Raw genomic sequence first — 18,171 nt, forward strand, 5'->3', positions numbered from 1 at the left:
ATATTTAGCAGGTGGTGTGATGCGTGTTGGCAGCTGCAGGCTGCCAACACGCATCACACCACCTGCCAGGGCAAGCGCCGCAGGCGCGAGGAGTCAAGCCAGTACTTTGACATAGGTTATTTAGCTCCCAGGTACGAAGGGCGGTTGAAGAGCGTTATGTTATAATGGGGGTCGAACGCTTGACGTTAGCGAATGTTTGTAAAGAAAGAGCGGCATACCATGTCTGGGACCAGCACCAATCAAGAGCAGCCTATTGTCGCCTGTATCACTGTAGGCATGCTGGAAGAAAATTGCTATCTGTATGCCTGCCCGCAAACGCGCGAGGCTGTCATTATAGATCCCGGCGACGAGGCTCCCCGGATTCTCGAAGCCATTAAAGAACTGCAAATCACTCCTAAGTATATTATCAACACGCATGGCCATTTTGACCATACAGGGGCTATTGACGAGGTTAGCGCGGTCTACCCGGTACCACTGGCGATTCATCCCGCTGATGTCTACATGTATACTGATGAGCGAATCTCGAAAAGGTACAACCTCAAGCATCCGCTTGTCGAGCGTAAGCCAGATATCTTGCTCAAAGAGGGCGACCGTTTCACCATTGGCACCCTCACACTGGAGGTTGTCGAGACTCCTGGTCACTCTCGGGGTGGCGTCTGCCTGATCAGCCAGCCATACTGCGTCTTTAGCGGCGATACCCTTTTTTATCGCGGCATCGGGCGCACTGACCTGGAGGGCGGCGACTACGAGCAGCTCATACAATCGATTCGCAATAAGCTCTATATCTTGACCGAAGACCTCTTTGTATTTCCTGGTCATGGTGAGCCTTCCACTATTGAAGAAGAAAAGCACGAAAATCCATTTGTTACTATAGAGGAGTAAAATCGTGTCAAATATTTGTGTTCTGGGAACAGGATACGTTGGACTCGTTACCGGCACTTGCTTTGCCGACATGGGCAACAACGTCACCTGTGTAGATATAATTGAAGAGAAAATCGCAAAGCTCAAGCAGGGAATTCTACCCATTTATGAGCCTGGCCTGGAAGAGATGGTGGAGCGTAACGTGCACGCGGGGCGCCTCCACTTTACGACCAGCTACGAGGAGGGCCTGGACAATGCTGAGTTTATCTTCATTGCCGTTCCCACACCTACGGGTGCCAACCAGGGCGCGGCCGATATGCGCTATGTCGAGACGGCTGCACGCATGATCGCCCAGGAACTGGACCATTATGCTATCGTTATCAATAAGAGCACGGTACCAGTAGGTAGTGGTGATGTGGTTTCGCGTGTCATTCGCAACAACCTGAAGCGCCCTGAGGTCAACTTTGCAGTGGTCTCGAACCCTGAGTTCCTGCGCGAGGGGGAGGCGCTGAGCGACTTCCAGCATCCCGACCGTGTTGTACTAGGCTCTTCTGATCCCGAAGCAGCTCAGAGTGTGGCGCGGCTCTATCTCCCGCTGCGTGCCCCCATCCTTGTGACGGACATCTATACTGCTGAGATGATCAAGTACGCCTCGAATGCCTTCCTGGCGACCAAGATCTCCTTCATTAACGAGATCGCGCAGATCTGTGAGCGCCTGGGAGCGGATGTGAAAGAGGTTGCCGAGGGTATGGGCCACGACAAGCGCATCGGGCGCGCCTTCCTGGACGCTGGCCTGGGCTATGGCGGCAGTTGCTTTCCCAAAGATGTGCGTGCCCTGGCCCACATGGCTGACGAAGCGGGCCTTCACCCTCAGATGCTCCACGCCGTCATGGATATTAACCACGATCAGCGCCGCCTGGTTATTAACAAACTTACCAATATCCTTGGTACCCTGCGTGGCTGCGTGATTGGTGTCCTGGGTCTGGCCTTTAAAGCCAATACCGACGATATGCGTGAATCGGCCTCCATTGACATTATTCGCTGGGTGACCGCTCAGGGGGCGACCGTACGTGTCTATGACCCCGTGGCTACAGAGACCGGGCGTGTGGCCCTGGAGCGCGAGGGCATTAACCTGGACATGGTCGAGTTCTGCCAGACCTCCTACGATGTCGCAACGGGTGCGGATGCCCTGGTGATCTCCACTGCCTGGAACGAATTTAAGTCACTCAATATGTTGCAGGTGCGTGCTGCTATGCGCCGTCCCGTCCTGATCGACGGTCGCAACATCTACGAGGCGACAGAGATGAATCGCTATGGCTTTATCTACCGTGGCATTGGGCGTGGAACCGGTCCCGCGCCAACAATCCTGCCTCCAGGCGATACCACGAGCATTCTAGGCGAGGCGCAATTGCTCAGTCTCGAAGAGAGCAAGTAAAATAGTAGCGGCGTATGCCAGTAGCGGACCAGCTACTGGCATACGCCGCTACTGGGGCCTGGTATTGGTATATTTTGTTCAAGGGAGGCCTGTAATGGACGGCGAGCAACCACTCTTATTTACACCCCTGGTGCGCCAGCCTGGTGTCGAGATTCCCGATTGGCTCTTTGGTCCAGCGGGCAAGGCTGGCCTGCCGGGTGGGCTCCATCCCACGCAGGGCGTCAATATCGCGGTTGGCATCGATATTATCGAGGTTGACCGGGTGCGCAAGGTCTTTGAGAAACACGGCGAGCGCTTTCTCAAACGCGTCTTTACCGAGCAAGAGGTGCTCCAGTGTCGCAATAAGCCTGCCCGGTTGGCGGGGCGCTTCGCGGCCAAGGAGGCCATCAGTAAGGCTTTGGGAACGGGCTTGCGTGGGGTTAAGTGGCGCGAAATGGAGGTCGTCCAGTTGCGTAGCGGGCGTCCAACCGTGCGCTTGCACGGGACAGCTATGCTGCGCGCCCAGCAGCTAGGCTTGAGCGCCTTTGATGTCAGCATCGCCGACCTGGCCCATCTCTCCATCGCCATAGCCGTAGGCGTACAGGCCGATATCGCCCCCTTTGCTAGACAAACTAACCAGCAGACAGAAGAAGAGTCCTGACCAGCGTGGTCGGTAATGTGGGACGACGCTGCTAATGGAGTGTAAGGAAATTGTGCCACCTGAACGACGCTGCCGGGGCTGCGCTGCTAAAGCACGCGCTTACATATCATGGAACGACATGCTCCGTATTATGATATGTAAGCGCATGCTTTAGTCGTAAGGCTCGGCCTTTTTGCCTATTGCTGGAAGAAGAGCCGAAATGAGTAGATTGACTATACAGCAAGAAATATTCTCCATCCTTGGTATTAAAGAGCCAGTTTTGCTTGGAGAAGGTTCTGAGAGTCAGACCTATGACTATACTGCGGATAAGGTGGTCAAGATCTATAAAGGACCGGTCGAGCGGGATAACCTGGGCCATCTATGCTCTATCTATGCATGGCTGTCCACTTATCATCTCCCTTTCGCCGTGCCAGAAATTTATGCTAGTGAGCAACATGAGGATACAGTTTATCTTGTAGAGAAAAAGCTAGCAGGCAGGCCTATTAGCACGGTTTATGCTCAGCTACAGATGTACGAGAGGCAGCGTTTGCTGTCTAATTACCTTGAGGCTGTAAGACACTTGCAAGGGGCGACTCTCCCTACACAACCATATGGAAGCATCTTTCATGCCCCAGGACAGTCGCCAGTACCATATCAGAGCTGGAGACAGTTTCTGCGGGAAACGGCTCCACTTAAATTGCCACAAACACAGGATGATCTGCGCCAGGAAGGGGTTGATGTTGCACGCGTGCTAAAGACGTTTCTCCAGGATATCGAGAATGTGCCTGATACTCCCGAGAAAAACTTTGTGCATGGCGACTATTTCTTTGGTAATGTGCTGGTCGACGACGAACTAGAGATCTCCGCAGTACTTGATGTCAGCTGGTGGAGCGTGGTGGGCGATCATCTTATGGATATCGCCGGTGCAGTAATGTTTCTTGACCTCTATGAATATGTAACGCCTCAAGAGATTGCCTCTCTGACCCGGCAGGCCCTAGCGCTATATGGCCCAGAAATCCTTACCGCGATACGTGTATACGGGGTATATTATAGCCTGCTCCTCTCTGACTGTAAGCTATTCGATCCCGCCGCGTATAGCTGGAGCATCAAGCGTCTGCGCGAGTATATGCAGTAAATTGCGAGAAATGATGGAGTGAGATAGCTATGCGAGCATTACTACAGCGTGTTAGCCTGGCGAGCGTGACGGTTGAGGGAGAGGTAGTGGGGAAGATTGGCGGAGGCTTGCTGATCTTGCTGGGTGTGGGCCAGGGAGATGGCGAGGCGCAGGTCAAGACCCTGGTTGAGAAGATCGTGAACTTGAGGATATTTGGAGATGCTGAGGGGAAGATGAACCGCTCATTATTGGACGTGAAGGGCGAGGCCCTGGTGGTTTCGCAGTTTACGCTCTACGCAGACACGCACAAGGGACGGCGCCCAAGCTATACAAATGCCGCGCCGCCCGCAATTGCAGAACCTCTGGTGGAGCGCTTCAAAGAAGGGGTAGCGGGCTATGACGTGAAGGTAGCTGGTGGCATCTTTGGTGCGCATATGCAGGTGCAGCTCTGCAATGATGGGCCGGTAACCATCTGGCTGGATAGTGCGGAGCTGTAGGGAGGGCTGCACAAATTCTGACTGCTGTGGAAAATTCACTTGTGAACCTGCATCTTTTTGCTGAGAAAAGACGTGGAAAACATGGGTGCGTGTGCGGGAGAGGTCTTCATATTATAGTTCTGGTTTTCTCGCAAAAACTATGCTTTAAGGGCATGAGTGAAGGAGCACAAGCATGTCGGTGACACCATCCTCTACGGTTGTGGGAGTTTTTCGAGACCGTTCCCAGGCCGAGCAGGCCATTGAAGGGCTGTATGGTGCGGGCTTTGCGCATGAGCAGATTCGCTTCTCCGCGCCGGGAACAGCGGGAAGCTTCTTTCAGGATCTCAAGAGTCTATTCACAGGGAATGATACGACAAGCAGTACGATTGCCAGAGATCTCAATAGTCTGGGGTTCTCGGACGATGATGCCCTGTATTATGCAAGTGAGTATAGCAATGGAAATACTCTGCTAACGGTCCAGTCGCCGGGGCGAGAAGAAGAGGTTCTAGGGATCTTGCATCGCTACGGCGCGTACAATGTGCGCCCGAGCACATCTTTCGCAGATGATAATACAGGTAATGACGGTCAGCCTGCGGCTGATGATACGCAGGCGAGCGACTATCCCGTCGGCGAGCAGGATATGGGGACAATCGCATATCAGCAGTCCGCTACAGGTTATGCCGAGCCTGGAAAGGAAGAAGGTTTCTATCAGCAGCCAGAGGAATCGCAGGACGTGAATGCAAACGCTGAAGATAGCGGCCATGTGCGTCCTTTTGAGAGCGCGGCGGATGAGACGCCCATAGGTGATTATGTGCCGAAGGTCGACAACTATGATGCTGAGCCAGAGGAGCAAGCTAGCGAGCAGAATGTGGATGAAGGCATAGTCGAGCGCGAAGCAGAGGAAGATCCTTATCAGCAACCTGAGGCGAGCACCGCTGAGCAGCAGCCTCAGGCGCCAGACGTGCCCGAGCAGGATGCCGCCTCTGCTGAGTATAAAATCGAAGATGGTCAATATGATAGTACCGAGGCGTACACCTCGCGCTATAACACCGAGCCTGACCTCTCGCAGGTAGAGGCGCCTGCTGACGAGAATCCGGAGACGCAGGGTGCGACGGCCCCAGCGACCTGGGGTGGAGAGACGCCTGCGCAAGAGGCCGCGACTGAGGGCACGACCTCCGCGCAGGGTGCAGGCTACGAGGATGTTTCGGTAGGAGCTGCTTTGGCGAACCAGAACGGAGCCTATCAGGCCAGCCAGGATGATGATGTTACGGCGACGCACGCCGCGCAACTTCAGCGTCATCAGCAGCAGCTTCAGACGACCCAGCAGCAGCTCCAGGAGGCCAAGTCACGTCTGCAACGTGCCAAAGATCACGAGCAACAATTGCAGAGCGTCAAACAGCAACTGGCAGAATTAGAGCAAGAATTGCAGGCCACCCTGGCCGAGCTAAACGACACCCACAGTCGTATCAACGAGTATCAATAAGATATAAAGTGCTAAGTTACGGGGCTGATATAACTTATCAGTCCCGTAACTTTATTTTGGTGGGGGAAAAAGCGGAAGAGGTTTTCTCAGGTGCCCCTGGATAGTACTACTAGCAGCCTACCTGCTATTTGACAGTGCGAGAAGGGGCCACGTATACTACAAATGCTGAAGTTTTGGCCGATCAAAATACCAGATGGGATATGCTAGCACGTTGAGGGCATAGAATCGAACCCTCGTGTGTTCTATATAGAAGAGCAAGTTTCTGGGAACGTGTTTCGAGGAGATGGGCATGGAGGGGCGGTCATTATAGTAAGGATGCGCCCCATATTTTTATGTGCTCTTCTCCCCGAGATATCTGGGGGGCTGTGTACATGATGCACCAGAGGAAGTCCATGCAAGCATGGATCCTGCAACGTTTCTGGTGTATCAGAAAGTCCCTCACAGGGATTTTGGGAAAGAGAGAAGGATCAGAGAGTGCTTACGGACAGCCATACGCATATTGATATGTCCCGCTTTCAGGAGGATCGTGAAGCGGTTATTCAGCGCGCCATCAAGGGCGGTGTGACACGCATGATCGATCCAGGCTGCGATCTAGCATCCAGCCGGGCGGCGCTCCAACTCGCGAAGGAGCATCCAGGTGTGGTCTTCGCGGGCGTGGGCGTGCATCCGCACGATGCCCAGAGCTATACGCCTGAGGTAGAGGCTGAGCTACGTGAGATGACCAGCGAGCCAGAAGTCGTTGCCATCGGCGAGTTCGGGCTAGACTATTTTCGTATGCTCACCCCGCGTGATATTCAGCGCGAGGTTTTCTGTGCCCACCTGGAGCTGGCCCGTCAGTATGACCTGCCCTGTATCATTCATGTGCGCGATTCACATGAGGATGTGGTAGAGCTGTTGCAGGCCCATGGTAAGGGGCTGCGCGGTGTCTTCCACTGTTTCTCTGGAACCGTTAAACAAGCTGAGGAGTGCCTGACCAGCTTCCCTGGCTTTGTCCTCTCTTTCGCGGGTCCCCTCACCAAACAGGGAAATGAGCTGCCCGAAGTGGCGCGTATGGTTCCCCTGGACCGGGTGATGGTGGAGACAGACAGCCCTTACCTCATTCCCAAGCCAGAGAAAGGGAGGCGTAACGAGCCCCTCTTTGTCAGGCACACGGCGCAGAAACTTGCTGATATTCGAGATATGACGCTTGAGGAAATTGCTCAAATCACCACACAGAACGCTATTCGCCTGTTCTCTCTAGGAGCTATAGATGAAGCTATTTAATACGCTGACCCAATCCATTGACCCTTTTACCCCACTTAAGCAAGGCCAGGCCACTATCTATGTATGTGGCGTCACTCCATACGATACAACCCACCTGGGGCATGCCTTTACCTATGTATCCTTTGATACGCTCATTCGGTACCTGGAGGCGCAGGGGATCACCGTGCGCTACGTACAGAATGTGACCGATATTGATGACGATGTATTGCGCAAGGCCCATGAGCTGAATATGGCCTGGGACGAACTGGGACGCCGCGAGACGGCCCGCTTCCTGGGCGACATGGATGCTCTGAACGTACGTCGCCCCGATGTCTACGCACGCGCCACCGACGCGATTCCTGATATCGTCGAGATCGTGCAGGACCTCGTTGAGAAGGGCCTGGCCTATGTGAGCGAGGGTTGCGTCTTCTATAGCGTGAAGCAGGACTCCGACTTCGGTACCCTTGGACGCGCGATTGGCCTCAATGACTACCAGTCGATGCTTAACGTCGCCAATGAGCGCGGTAATTTCCCCGAGGATAAGCGCAAGCATGATCCCCTGGACTTCGTGCTCTGGCAGGCCCAGGCACCTGGTGAGCCCGCGTGGCCCAGCCCCTGGGGTCCGGGACGTCCCGGCTGGCACATAGAGTGTAGCGCCATGTCGATTCGCCACCTGGGTCAGCAGATCGACATCCATGGCGGCGGCGCCGACCTAGCCTTCCCCCACCACGCCTGTGAGATTGCGCAATCCGAGCACTATACCGGCAAGAAGCCCTTCAGCCAGTTCTGGATGCATACCGGGATGGTGTACCAGGATGGCGAGAAGATGAGCAAGTCGCTGGGTAATCTGACGCTGGTCAGCAACCTGCTCAAGACTTATTCACCAGATGTGATCCGCGTGACGCTTCAGAGCCATCACTATCGCCAGCCCTGGGAATGCATACCCGAGGATCTGAGTAAGGCGCAAGAGACGATTGAGCTCTTCAAGCAGGTGCGTCGCCTTGTGGGTGAGGAGAGCCATGGCGAGGACGCACAGGTTCGCGCCCTCTTCCAGCAGGCCATGGAGAACGACCTGGATACGCCTACAGCCGTCTCAGGACTGCGCGAGGCTGCCCAGACCGTCATCGCCAACCGTGACCTCAACGCTGGCGCGGAGGTCATCCGCCAGGCCCGCGTCCTGGGCCTATGCATCTAACATAGAAGAGAACGAAGAAGAGGAGGCTCGCGCGCGCGAGCCTCCTCTTCTTCGTTCTCTTCTATATGTCTATTAATGGAATTATGGCCTCAAAGTCATAGGTATAATACATTTCGTGCTCATTATATTTTCATGTGTACGTATACTGAGTTAAAGAAACAACATATGTTGTAGGGTGGAAAGGACAATTTGTTGATGAAAAAGTTGTTTGTTTCTTTGTCTTTTGTGCTGGCGAGTGTGGCGCTGGTGGCTGCACTTGCCGTTGCTGTAGTTGGTTCGCCGCTTAGTGCTTCAGCCTACTCAAATAACTATTCGTATAGTTTTACCAATCACGCAAAGATCGCGAATAGCTATGCGATGGACACTGGTGATGCGAAGTGGACGCTTACCTCTCGCTCATGTCGCCAGGGATACACCATGACAGTTGCTGTGAGGCGGATGGCCCTGCTGGGGTTTGATCCCGAGGTGCAGAGATTGACGGTTCCTGAGTGTGGAGGTACCTTCGAGACCCATAATATGCCTGGTAAGTATTACCTTGTGTTGACCAAGCCCTATGATGGCTTCCTTGTACAGGGGGCAGGCGTGGTACGCAGCCTGAAGAAGCAGCGCTAAGGAAATAGGTAGCATAAATAAGTGATGTGATAGACCCTGGCAGCCTGTAGCTGCCAGGGTCTATCACATCATCGATCTCTATTAGTGGTGGAAGAGGCGGATGCCTGCCATAGCCATGGCGATATCGTATGCGTCGCAGGCCTGGATGACATCCTCGTCGCGCATGGATGCGCCGGGCTGGACGACGTAGGAGACGCCGTAGCGGGCCGCGCAATCGATGCTGTCGCGGAAGGGGATATAGCCATCGGAACCCAGGGTGACTCCCTTCAGACCTGAAAGCCACTCCTCCTTCTCCTGGGCGGTCAGGCGGGGCGGGACCACATCGAAGAGCTGCTCCCACTCCTTCTCCTCGATGGCGGTCAGGTCGTCGCGCAGATAGGTGTCGACAGCGTTGACCTTTTCCTGGCGCTTGACGCCGGCCTTGAAGGGCAGCGAGAGGGCTGCGGGATGCAGGCGCAGGTACCAGTTCTCGGCCTTGGCAGCCGCGACACGTGTACACATAATGCGCGATTGCCCGCCCGCGCCAATACCAATGGCCTGGCCATCGTAGGCGAAGCAGATGGAGTTGGATTGGGTGTACTTGAGAGTGATCAGGGAGAGGACCATGTCGCGCTGTGCGGCCTCGGAGAGGTTCTTATTGTGTGTGGGCACATCCTTGAGCATCTCGAAGGTTGGAATGATGTTGTTGCGTTTCTGTTCAAAGGTTATACCGAAGACCTCGCGTGTCTCCATCTCCCCTGGCTCATAGTTGGGATCAATCTGCAAAACGATATACGAGCCTTTACGCTTCTTACGCAGGATCTCCAGGGCTTCTGGCTCGAATCCGGGCGCGATCACGCCATCGGAGACCTCGCGACTGATGAGCTTCGCTGTTGAGGCATCGACGATATCGCTGAGCGCGGCGAAGTCACCATAGGAGGCCTGGCGGTCCGCTCCACGAGCGCGGGCGTAGGCCGTCGCGAGCGGCGAGAGCTCCAGGTCCTCAACGGCGTAGGCCTGTTTCAGGCGGTCGTCCAGGGGGACGCCAACGGCGGCACCGGCGGGGCTGACATGCTTAAAGGAGGTCGCGGCAGGTAGGTTGAGGCTGCTGCGAAGCTCGCGCACTAACTGCCAGGAGTTGAGTGCGTCGAGCAGGTTGATATATCCAGGTGCGCCGCTGAGTACCTGAAAGGGCAGCGCTCCCTGCTTGCTATAAACGCGAGCTGGCTTCTGGTGTGGGTTACAGCCATAGCGCAGCGTAAGTTCTGTATTCTCCATGAGAAAAGGTTCCTCTTCACAAAAAAAATAGTAGTCTACTTCTCCGAAAACCTGAGCACGCGTGTCCCCGAATGGGGAAAGCGCTAGTCACGAGAGTGACGTTGGATTTCGGAATAAGAATAGTACCTCCCAGAGAGGGAATCACTACTGGGTAGTGGGGTGAGTCTCTATTTATCTTACGCTACGGGATAGCAGGAGGGCAAACCTGAGTAAGAATTTATCCGCGAAAAGGGGGTGGTGTGACGTTGTTTTTTGTGCGTATTTCATTGTGCTTTCGCCTGGTAGTGCCTAGCATTGGGGGAGAATGTATACCTTAGAAGACGATCATGATACGTCGTCACGTTTGCAGCAACAAGCGATTCAGCGGGAACTGAAGGCCGCGAAGGATGCGGCCGCGACGACCGGGGATGATCCTGAGCGTGAGGGGCACAATATGAGTGAGGGACACGATGCCCCGACCCTGGTGAATGCCCCCACCGGGCCCCTGATGGAAACCGCCACATCCACCTCAGTACGCGAACAGTTAAGTGATTCTTTGCGCCAGTTAGTGCCACAGGGGAATCGTCGCCTGGCGATTATGGCGCTCTCAATCGCCTGCTTTGCCGTCTTTGTTACGGCCCTGGATGAAACGGTCGTGGTGACGGCGCTTCCACAGGTGATTACGGACCTCAAGTTATCCCTGACACAACTGGATCATGCCTCCTGGATCGTGAGTGCTTACCTACTTGGTTTTGTCGTGGCTATGCCCCTGATGGGGCGTGTCTCAGACATCTATGGACGCAGGCGCATCTTCCAGATCTGTTTAGCCATTTTCGGTATCGGCTCGTTTCTCTGCGCCATCGCGCCCGTGTTGGGGCAGCGTTTTCCCCTGAGCTTCTTGCAACCTTTGGGCATCGATACTTCGTCACCTGGACTCATCTGGCTAATCTCGGCTCGTTTCTTTCAGGCCATTGGTGGTGGCGCGTTGGTCCCGGTGGCTATGGCCATTGCGGGTGATTTCTATACGCAGAAGCGCCTGGGCATTGCCCTGGGCATTATCGGCGCGGTCACCGAGATAGGTGGTGCATTGGGTCCGCTTTATGGCGCGCTAGTGGTCGAGCATCTTGGCTGGCAGGCCATCTTTTATCTGAATATCCCCATTGTGGGAGTCCTGATGGCCGGGACCTGGTTCTGTATTCCTCGAGGAGAGCATCAGCGCGAGGGTGTTGACTGGTTGGGAAGCATCCTGCTCGGACTGGCCCTGACCTGTCTGAGCTTGGGACTGGCTCAGCAGGGTGCGGAGATGGGAACGGCACGCGTCAGCACTGGCGCGGCCCCGCAGAATAATCCCGTTATCCTGGCCCTAGCGGTACTCTTCTTCATTGCTTTTGTGCTGGTCGAGCGCAAGGTGCGCTGGCCGGTGGTCGAACTCTCGCTCTTCAAACGTATCACCTTCAGTGCCTCTACCCTGGTCAGTCTGCTGGTCGGAGCAGCGTTGATCATAGCCATGGCTGATATCCCCATCTATGTAGATACGGTTATGCAATTAACGGTCATGGATAGCGGCCTGGCTCTGTTACGTATGACCGCGTTGATTCCCGTGGGGGCGTTGCTGGGTGGGTGGCTGTGTAACTATATTACCTGTCGCTGGACGGCAGTGCTGGGCCTGCTGTTTACCGCAGGTGGCTTCTACCTGATGAGCCGCTGGCCCATCAATGTTAGCTGGACACAGATCACCACAAGTACGGTTGTGGCAGGCCTGGGCTTTGGCCTGGTCATCTCACCCATTGGTACCAGCGCCCTGAATGCGGTAAAAGGTAGGCAGGCAGGCATGAGTTCGGCGGTCATCACGGCGCTGCGTATGGTTGGCATGATCCTGGGATTGGCGATCCTGACCTCCTGGGCGCTAGCCGACTTCAATAGTCGTATCAAAGGCTATGCCTCGATCTCGATGAAGGCGACGGCGGGCGATTATATCATCTGGGTGCAAAATTACGCGGTCCACGTGGTGCGCTCGGCACACACGGTCTATACCTCGGTCTTCTTCGCTACGATGTGGCTCTGTCTGCTGGCGATCATTCCCGCCGTTTTCCTCTGGGGGAGCCAGGTGCCGGTAGCGGAGCGCGAACTGGGCTTGAGCGCGCCCCCCATTCCGGGCAAGAGCATCTTCGCGCAGCCGCGGCAGGTGCTCGCCGTGGGAAGCATCCTCCTGGTGCTGCTGCTGATTGGGAGTGGCATTCTGGCGACCCTTCTTGTGGATGGACCAATGCTGCGGCAGCAGAGAGCCAAACCGTTGTTGCGTTCATTGACCTTGCAGGTTGGACTGGATCAGCAGGCGGTAACCTCGCTGCTAACCTCGCAATTGAAGATCAAGAGCGACACTATCAGCAATATCAGCGTCGCGCCGCTGCCTAACGATGGCTTGCGTCTGAGCCTGCGGTTGAATATCAATACCGATGGGATCAAGCGCAGCATGACGGTCACGATGGAGGGCCAGCTTGGCCTGGACCAGAAGCAGAATATTCATTTAAAGGTTACCCATCTCAGCCGTGACGGACTGGATGCCGGATCCCAGGCTACAGCCGCCATGCAGGATCCGGTGAACGAGATGTTTACCAACTCGATCATGCCCGCGCTACACGCCCAACTCAAGAGCGTACAGATACGCGCGGTGCATACCACAACCACCCTGAACTGTAGCAAGGGTACAATGATGCTCGTGATTCAGTTGGAGACGCCCGCTGTGGCCGACCTGCCGCATATCGCTACGCCCGCTCCCTACTGCTTCACCGGGCCAATCGATATCAACAAGCTTTCACCTACCCTGACCATCCCATAGAGCCGCGTACGCCAGTAGCGGGCCAGGAGAGAAGGTTGCATGTGTAAGGTACAACAATTGTGGATGCGTACTCCCTACAGGCTGGGGAGTATAGTGCTTATGCTTATAGTTGTGAGCGTGGTGCTGGTGTTGATTACTCCGGTCTATGCCGCGACACGCACCGTGATACAAATGCGTGTGCAGCAGGAGCTGCCCCTGAGCGCACATATCTACCTGGCGACCGACGCGCTGCGGCCTGTCTTTCAGGAGCGCATCGACGCGCAGGTGCCCTCAACGGTTGCTAGCACGCTGAAAGGCATCACGGATGGAATGCCGAGTGACACACGTGACTGGGCAGCGAAGATGGCAAAGGTCTTGATTCAGCCATCGGCCACGCTTACAGGTCTCTCGCCGCAGGCAGGGGGAATGGTGACCTCGATGCGTATCAGTCTCTATCCCGGCGATCCCAAACCCATCGACGCCAACCTGCTTGTGCGTTTTACGGTGCTCAACGCCACGACGATTCAGGTTAGTGCCTTCCCGCTCAAGGGAAGTCCAACCCTGGTCAGTGGTCCCCTGACCACATTGCCCACGCCCCTGGGGCAGCTGCAAAGCATTCATACGACTCCAGGCTGTGGCGCGAACGCGTTAGATGTTGACATGCAGCTCCCGATCAACCTGGATGCGCCAGCGACCACGCAGAACGCAGCCTTTACGCGGGGGCAATCTTCGCGCACCATTCTGGCGAACTGGCAGGAGCCAGCGAGCGCTACAGCGGGAACGCATGCTTATGTCGAGATTCCTGCTAGCTCGCTGAGTACCCTGGGACCTGGCCTGGGTGTACTCTCCCTGGGCAATGACCTCTTCGCGCGCAACATCCAGCTCTCCATGAGTGGAAACCATCTGGTCGCGACCAGCGATATCACGCTGGGAAAATCTTTGAAATTGGCCCAGGCGACCACGACGATTATGCCATTGGCACAGCAGGGGAAGCTGGCTATCCAGGTGCAGAAGACCACGGTTACAATCTTCTCCATCTTTACCTTTCCTTATGATACCTACAATAGCCAGATTCAGCAGGAGCTAAATAGTAAGCTGGGTAGTGCGCTTGGTGACAAGTTTACGCTGAACACGGCCAGCATTGGTCCCAATAGTAATGTGCCCTGCGCGGCGGGCGATAGCATGATTCTCTCCGTAACGGCGCCGGGTGGCCTCTTCTAGCCTGGCTTATGGCAAGAGATTATTGGGTTTGGCGGGCGCATCTGAGAACGAGAGCAGACGTAACCTGCCCTGGCGCAGTGTATGCCAGAGGGTTGGGGTCGCGCCCAGCTCCTGGCGCAACGCCGTGTGTAGCTCATTCCAGGCCAGGTGTATCTCCTCTTCGTGTGTGCGCAGATTGCCAATAGCGAGGCGGAGCGTATAGCGACCCTTCAAGCGGGTGGCCGAGAGAAAGCAGCGCCCGCTCGCGTTAACGCGATTGAGCATGCGCTCATTCAAATGATCCAGCCGTTCCTCGCTCTGGATGGTCCAGGGGTGTGCGCGAAAGCAGACCACGCTGAGGTGAGTGGGGAAGAGTAGCTCCCAATCACTTGAAGCCTCAACCCAATCGGCAAAGAGGCGCGCCAAGCGACAATGTTCAGCAATATTGGCGACGAGACCATCATAACCAAAGTAGCGCAACGTCATCCATAGCTTGAGCGCGGGAAAGCCATGTGGCAGGGAGGCGTCATAGTCCATCAGGTTGACCACCTGTCCTGAACGGCCCTCGGTGTTTTGCAGGTAGTCGGGGGTCAGGCTAAAAGTAGCGCGCAAGGCCTGCGGACGGCGTGTATAGAGGATGCTACAGTGGAAGGGAGTGAAGAGCCACTTATGAGGATTGATCGAGAGTGAGTCGGCCCGCTCGCAACCGCGTAGGACCCAGCGTTTCTCGGGCATGAGGGCCGCGACCCCGGCGTAGGCGGCATCGACATGGAGCCAGAGACCATAGCGCTCACAGAGATCTGCGATGGACTCCACGGGGTCAACGCTGGTCGTAGAGGTTGTTCCTACAGTGGCCACAACCGCGAAGGGCCACCAGCCCTCGCGTAGATCCTCGCGGATGGCCTGGTCGAGCGCCTCCACATTTATTCGGTAGGCATCATCGGTCTTGATCTTCCGCAGGCTCTCCAGTCCAAGACCGAGCAGGATAGCCGCCTTCTCCAGTGATGAGTGAGCCTCCTCGGAGGCATAGAAGCGGAGGCGTGGCATCTCTTTGCGGCCCGCGAGTCCCTGCTGGCGTATGTGCAGGCCGGGAACAAACTCGCGCGCCGCCGCGAGAACATTGGTGATAGCGGAGTTGTGATGGATCATGCCAAAGAGGGGTGCGGGCAGGCCAAGCATCTGGCGGAGCCAATCCAGCGTGACTTGCTCCAGTTCGGTCGCGGCAGGAGCTGTCTTCCAGAGCATACGTGAGACATTGAAGGCTCCTTCAAGCATATTAGCCAGTATGCCTGGCCCAGCGCTGGTCACGCCGAAATAGCCCATAAACCTGCCGGAGTTCCACTGGGTCAGGCCGGGAAGAATGACGCGCTCAACATCTGCCAGGATCTGATCCATCTCTTCACCTTGAGAGGGTGGATGGGAAGGGAGCATGTCCTGGATGTCGCCCGGTTTGACCTGGGCCAGAACGGGGCGTGTATGAACGCTCTGGATATAATTAGCGATCCAATCGACGACCTGGTGTCCATAGTGACGCAAAGCTTCAGCGTCCATATCACCCTCGCGGGGTTGGGGCGTGGGTCCTGCTTCTAGAGGTATATGCATTGTTCAACCGCCTCCACATAACAACCAGAGAACAACGTTTTGATGGGAATATCCTGGTATTGTCTGCCTGCTTACCACGGAGTAATCATTTGTTGCAGTTAATTGTAAGAAAATAGATGGTAATCGTCAATATAGCTCATGCAAAAACATCGATGTATTGTTAAATATATTTTCACTTTGAGTTTCTATGGCATGTTGAATATGAATAAAAAATCATCTGGAACCTGCTTCGGCTCGTGTGGCGAGCCTTTTTGGTATGAGAAGGGTGTGCTCCAACATTACAATCTGGACATAATAAATAGTCGATACGTATTGAGTAATTAGCATTTATTCTAGGCAATTGTAAGCACGCTTGTGATGCGTCTTGATGGTTAAATATAAGCAAGCCATATTGCATAGCTTTGCTACCTGTAAGAAATTTTTATGCGTTATTAATATCTTATTTTTGTATGTAATGTTAGTATATAGCATATCGTTTATATTGCATGTATCTCTCTAAAAATTGAAGATGCATTGGCAGATCTTCTGCTTGTCATGGAAAGAACCTTATAAGCTGAGTCGATGTGTGTAGGATGTAGAGGAGTAGGTTAGGATATGGAAGCCTCAGGAAAACCGTTTAATCCATTTGAGCGTGCGATTGTACCGTTTGAGAGCCAGCCTCAGGCTAATGGAATCTATGATACGCAGGAGATCATCGTGCCTGGGGAGCAGAATGAAACTGCTCCGGGCTCTCCCTTTTCTGAGCGGCGCACCCCGGTAACGGAAGAGATGTTCTCGCTTCTCCATGTACCGCCTGGAGATGGGCTGCCACACCTGGAGCGCTACTCTGCGACCCCACACTTTGACCTGGAGACTGCTATCTCTCAGACGCATGTCCCGGCGATGACGCTGCGCTCCTGGGAACGGCGCTTTGGCATTCCCGCGCCCTGGCATGGGAACAATAACGCGCGCCTCTATTCAATGCGAGACCTGGCGGTTATCCACTGGCTCAATCGACGTATCAAGCAGAATAACACGAGTGTCTATCTGTCAATACAGGAACTGGCGCGCCTGGAGCCAGCGTATAGCAGGCGCTATAGCGCGAATAAGCCTGCAATTCTGTCCAGGCAGCGCAAGTTTTCCGAACTGCATGAATCTTTGCTGCGTGCGATTACCATAATGGATGAGGGGGGCGCGGGGCGTATTCTGAACGAGGCCTTTGATACCTATCCAGCAGCCACCGTCTGCCAGCAGGTACTGCAACCGGTGCTGACGAAGCTTGTTGAATTGCGCCATACAGTCTCACTTCCCCGTACCATCGAACATTTTGCCTCCAAGCTCACACGCGATCAGATTGTACATTTGATCGAGGCGGGCCTGACCCCACGCGAAGCCCTTCAATGTCTCTCTCACCTGGCTCTCCGTGCTCCGCAGATCTACGCCAGTCAGCAGCGTGCCAGGGAGCGTATGGACGCGGTGCCCACGCTAGCGCGTATCGTAGACATCATGCTGGAGGCAATCAGGCAGCTTGACGAGGGGCATGTGCAGAGAATTATGGATGAGGCCTTCTTCTACTACCCGGTTGAGGAGGTGTGTAGTAACCTGTTTCAGCCAGTGCTCTATCGGATTGGTGAATTATGGGCTTCGCGCCAGATCACGGTAACGGTCGAGCACTTTGCCAGCAATATGATTCGTACGCGCCTGGCCTATCTCTTCCAGACTACGCCCTATCAGCGCCAGGGGCCAGCCATCCTGGTTGGCTGCGCGCCGAGGGAGACGCATGAAATCGGTGTCCTGATGCTGGCGCTCTTCTGGCGCCGCCAGGGCTTTAATGTCTACTACCTGGGGCAGATGCTGGAGCCTCAGAGCTTGCTGCAAGAGATTTGGCGCCTGCGACCTGGAGTGGTATGTCTCTCAGCAACCACGCGACCACGCGCGCGGGACCTGGCAGAGATCGCGCGTGAGATCAGTAAGCTCGAGGGACTTCGCCCCACTGTCTGCTTTGGTGGAGGTGCCTTTATGCAGGATCTCGGCCTGGTAAAAAGTATCAAGGGTGTCTTCCTGGGGGTCGACGCAAACGAAGCCACCCGCTGCCTGCACGAGCTTATCCCCCTTCAACAGTCGCAGCCAGTGCGCGACGAGGCGCACCATATCATGTAAGGGATTATGTGTGGCGACATAGCTGTGCCATGTCACCACACATAATCCCTTACATTATTTACACCTACCAGGCGTCCAGAGGAAAAGTGTTACAATCTTTAGTAAGTAACACGACGCTGAAGGCTTGTCTTTTTGATAA

General features: G+C 55.1%; 14 protein-coding genes. 12 read left to right on the forward strand and 2 right to left on the reverse strand.

The genetic code is table 11. The features are described from left to right. Window positions 1-219 precede the first annotated feature (219 nt). The 9 genes from JMJ16_RS40060 (at window position 220) to JMJ16_RS40100 (ending at window position 9,037) form a co-directional block, all read left to right on the forward strand. A complete protein-coding gene (locus tag JMJ16_RS40060; protein ID WP_201390589.1) occupies window positions 220-882 on the forward strand; it encodes an MBL fold metallo-hydrolase in 663 nt (220 codons plus the stop codon). Between the two features lie 4 nt (window positions 883-886). Continuing rightward, a complete protein-coding gene (locus JMJ16_RS40065; protein WP_201390591.1) occupies window positions 887-2,296 on the forward strand; it encodes a UDP-glucose/GDP-mannose dehydrogenase family protein in 1,410 nt (469 codons plus the stop codon). A 94-nt stretch (window positions 2,297-2,390) separates the two neighbouring features. Continuing rightward, a complete protein-coding gene (acpS, locus tag JMJ16_RS40070; RefSeq protein ID WP_201390593.1) occupies window positions 2,391-2,936 on the forward strand; it encodes a holo-ACP synthase in 546 nt (181 codons plus the stop codon). A 199-nt stretch (window positions 2,937-3,135) separates the two neighbouring features. Beyond that, the gene (locus tag JMJ16_RS40075) at window positions 3,136-4,050 is read left to right on the forward strand and encodes a phosphotransferase family protein (protein ID WP_201390595.1); all 915 of its coding nucleotides are present in this window, start codon (window positions 3,136-3,138) and stop codon (window positions 4,048-4,050) included. A 29-nt stretch (window positions 4,051-4,079) separates the two neighbouring features. Continuing rightward, window positions 4,080-4,526, forward strand: a complete 447-nt coding sequence (dtd, locus tag JMJ16_RS40080) for a D-aminoacyl-tRNA deacylase (protein WP_201390597.1) — start codon at window positions 4,080-4,082, stop codon at window positions 4,524-4,526. A 172-nt stretch (window positions 4,527-4,698) separates the two neighbouring features. Beyond that, a complete protein-coding gene (locus JMJ16_RS40085; RefSeq protein WP_201390599.1) occupies window positions 4,699-5,988 on the forward strand; it encodes a hypothetical protein in 1,290 nt (429 codons plus the stop codon). A 474-nt stretch (window positions 5,989-6,462) separates the two neighbouring features. Then, on the forward strand, window positions 6,463-7,251 hold the full coding sequence (locus JMJ16_RS40090; protein ID WP_201390601.1) for a TatD family hydrolase: 789 nt from the start codon (window positions 6,463-6,465) through the stop codon (window positions 7,249-7,251). Further along, complete coding sequence (cysS, locus tag JMJ16_RS40095; protein ID WP_201390603.1) at window positions 7,238-8,425, forward strand: cysteine--tRNA ligase; 1,188 nt, start codon at window positions 7,238-7,240, stop codon at window positions 8,423-8,425. Before JMJ16_RS40090 ends, cysS begins: the two co-directional genes overlap by 14 nt. A gap of 195 nt (window positions 8,426-8,620) precedes the next feature. Continuing rightward, the gene (locus JMJ16_RS40100) at window positions 8,621-9,037 is read left to right on the forward strand and encodes a hypothetical protein (protein ID WP_201390605.1); all 417 of its coding nucleotides are present in this window, start codon (window positions 8,621-8,623) and stop codon (window positions 9,035-9,037) included. 81 nt (window positions 9,038-9,118) lie between these two features. Here JMJ16_RS40100 and JMJ16_RS40105 read toward each other — a convergent pair whose 3' ends face one another. Next, the gene (locus JMJ16_RS40105; protein WP_201390609.1) at window positions 9,119-10,294 is read right to left on the reverse strand and encodes a phosphoribosylaminoimidazolecarboxamide formyltransferase; all 1,176 of its coding nucleotides are present in this window, start codon (window positions 10,292-10,294) and stop codon (window positions 9,119-9,121) included. A gap of 304 nt (window positions 10,295-10,598) precedes the next feature. Here JMJ16_RS40105 and JMJ16_RS40110 point away from each other — a divergent pair, with 304 nt between their 5' ends. Together JMJ16_RS40110 and JMJ16_RS40115 are read left to right on the forward strand one after the other, a co-directional pair. Further along, entirely contained in the window at window positions 10,599-13,112 is a 2,514-nt protein-coding gene (locus tag JMJ16_RS40110; protein WP_201390610.1) for an MFS transporter, read from the forward strand. Between the two features lie 99 nt (window positions 13,113-13,211). Further along, the gene (locus JMJ16_RS40115) at window positions 13,212-14,312 is read left to right on the forward strand and encodes a hypothetical protein (protein WP_201390612.1); all 1,101 of its coding nucleotides are present in this window, start codon (window positions 13,212-13,214) and stop codon (window positions 14,310-14,312) included. 6 nt (window positions 14,313-14,318) lie between these two features. Here JMJ16_RS40115 and JMJ16_RS40120 read toward each other — a convergent pair whose 3' ends face one another. Next, the gene (locus JMJ16_RS40120) at window positions 14,319-15,893 is read right to left on the reverse strand and encodes a pyridoxal-dependent decarboxylase (RefSeq protein WP_201390614.1); all 1,575 of its coding nucleotides are present in this window, start codon (window positions 15,891-15,893) and stop codon (window positions 14,319-14,321) included. A 594-nt stretch (window positions 15,894-16,487) separates the two neighbouring features. Here JMJ16_RS40120 and JMJ16_RS40125 point away from each other — a divergent pair. Further along, on the forward strand, window positions 16,488-18,032 hold the full coding sequence (locus JMJ16_RS40125; protein ID WP_201390616.1) for a cobalamin B12-binding domain-containing protein: 1,545 nt from the start codon (window positions 16,488-16,490) through the stop codon (window positions 18,030-18,032). Window positions 18,033-18,171: the final 139 nt, after the last annotated feature.

The organism is Ktedonobacter sp. SOSP1-52, from assembly GCF_016587395.1.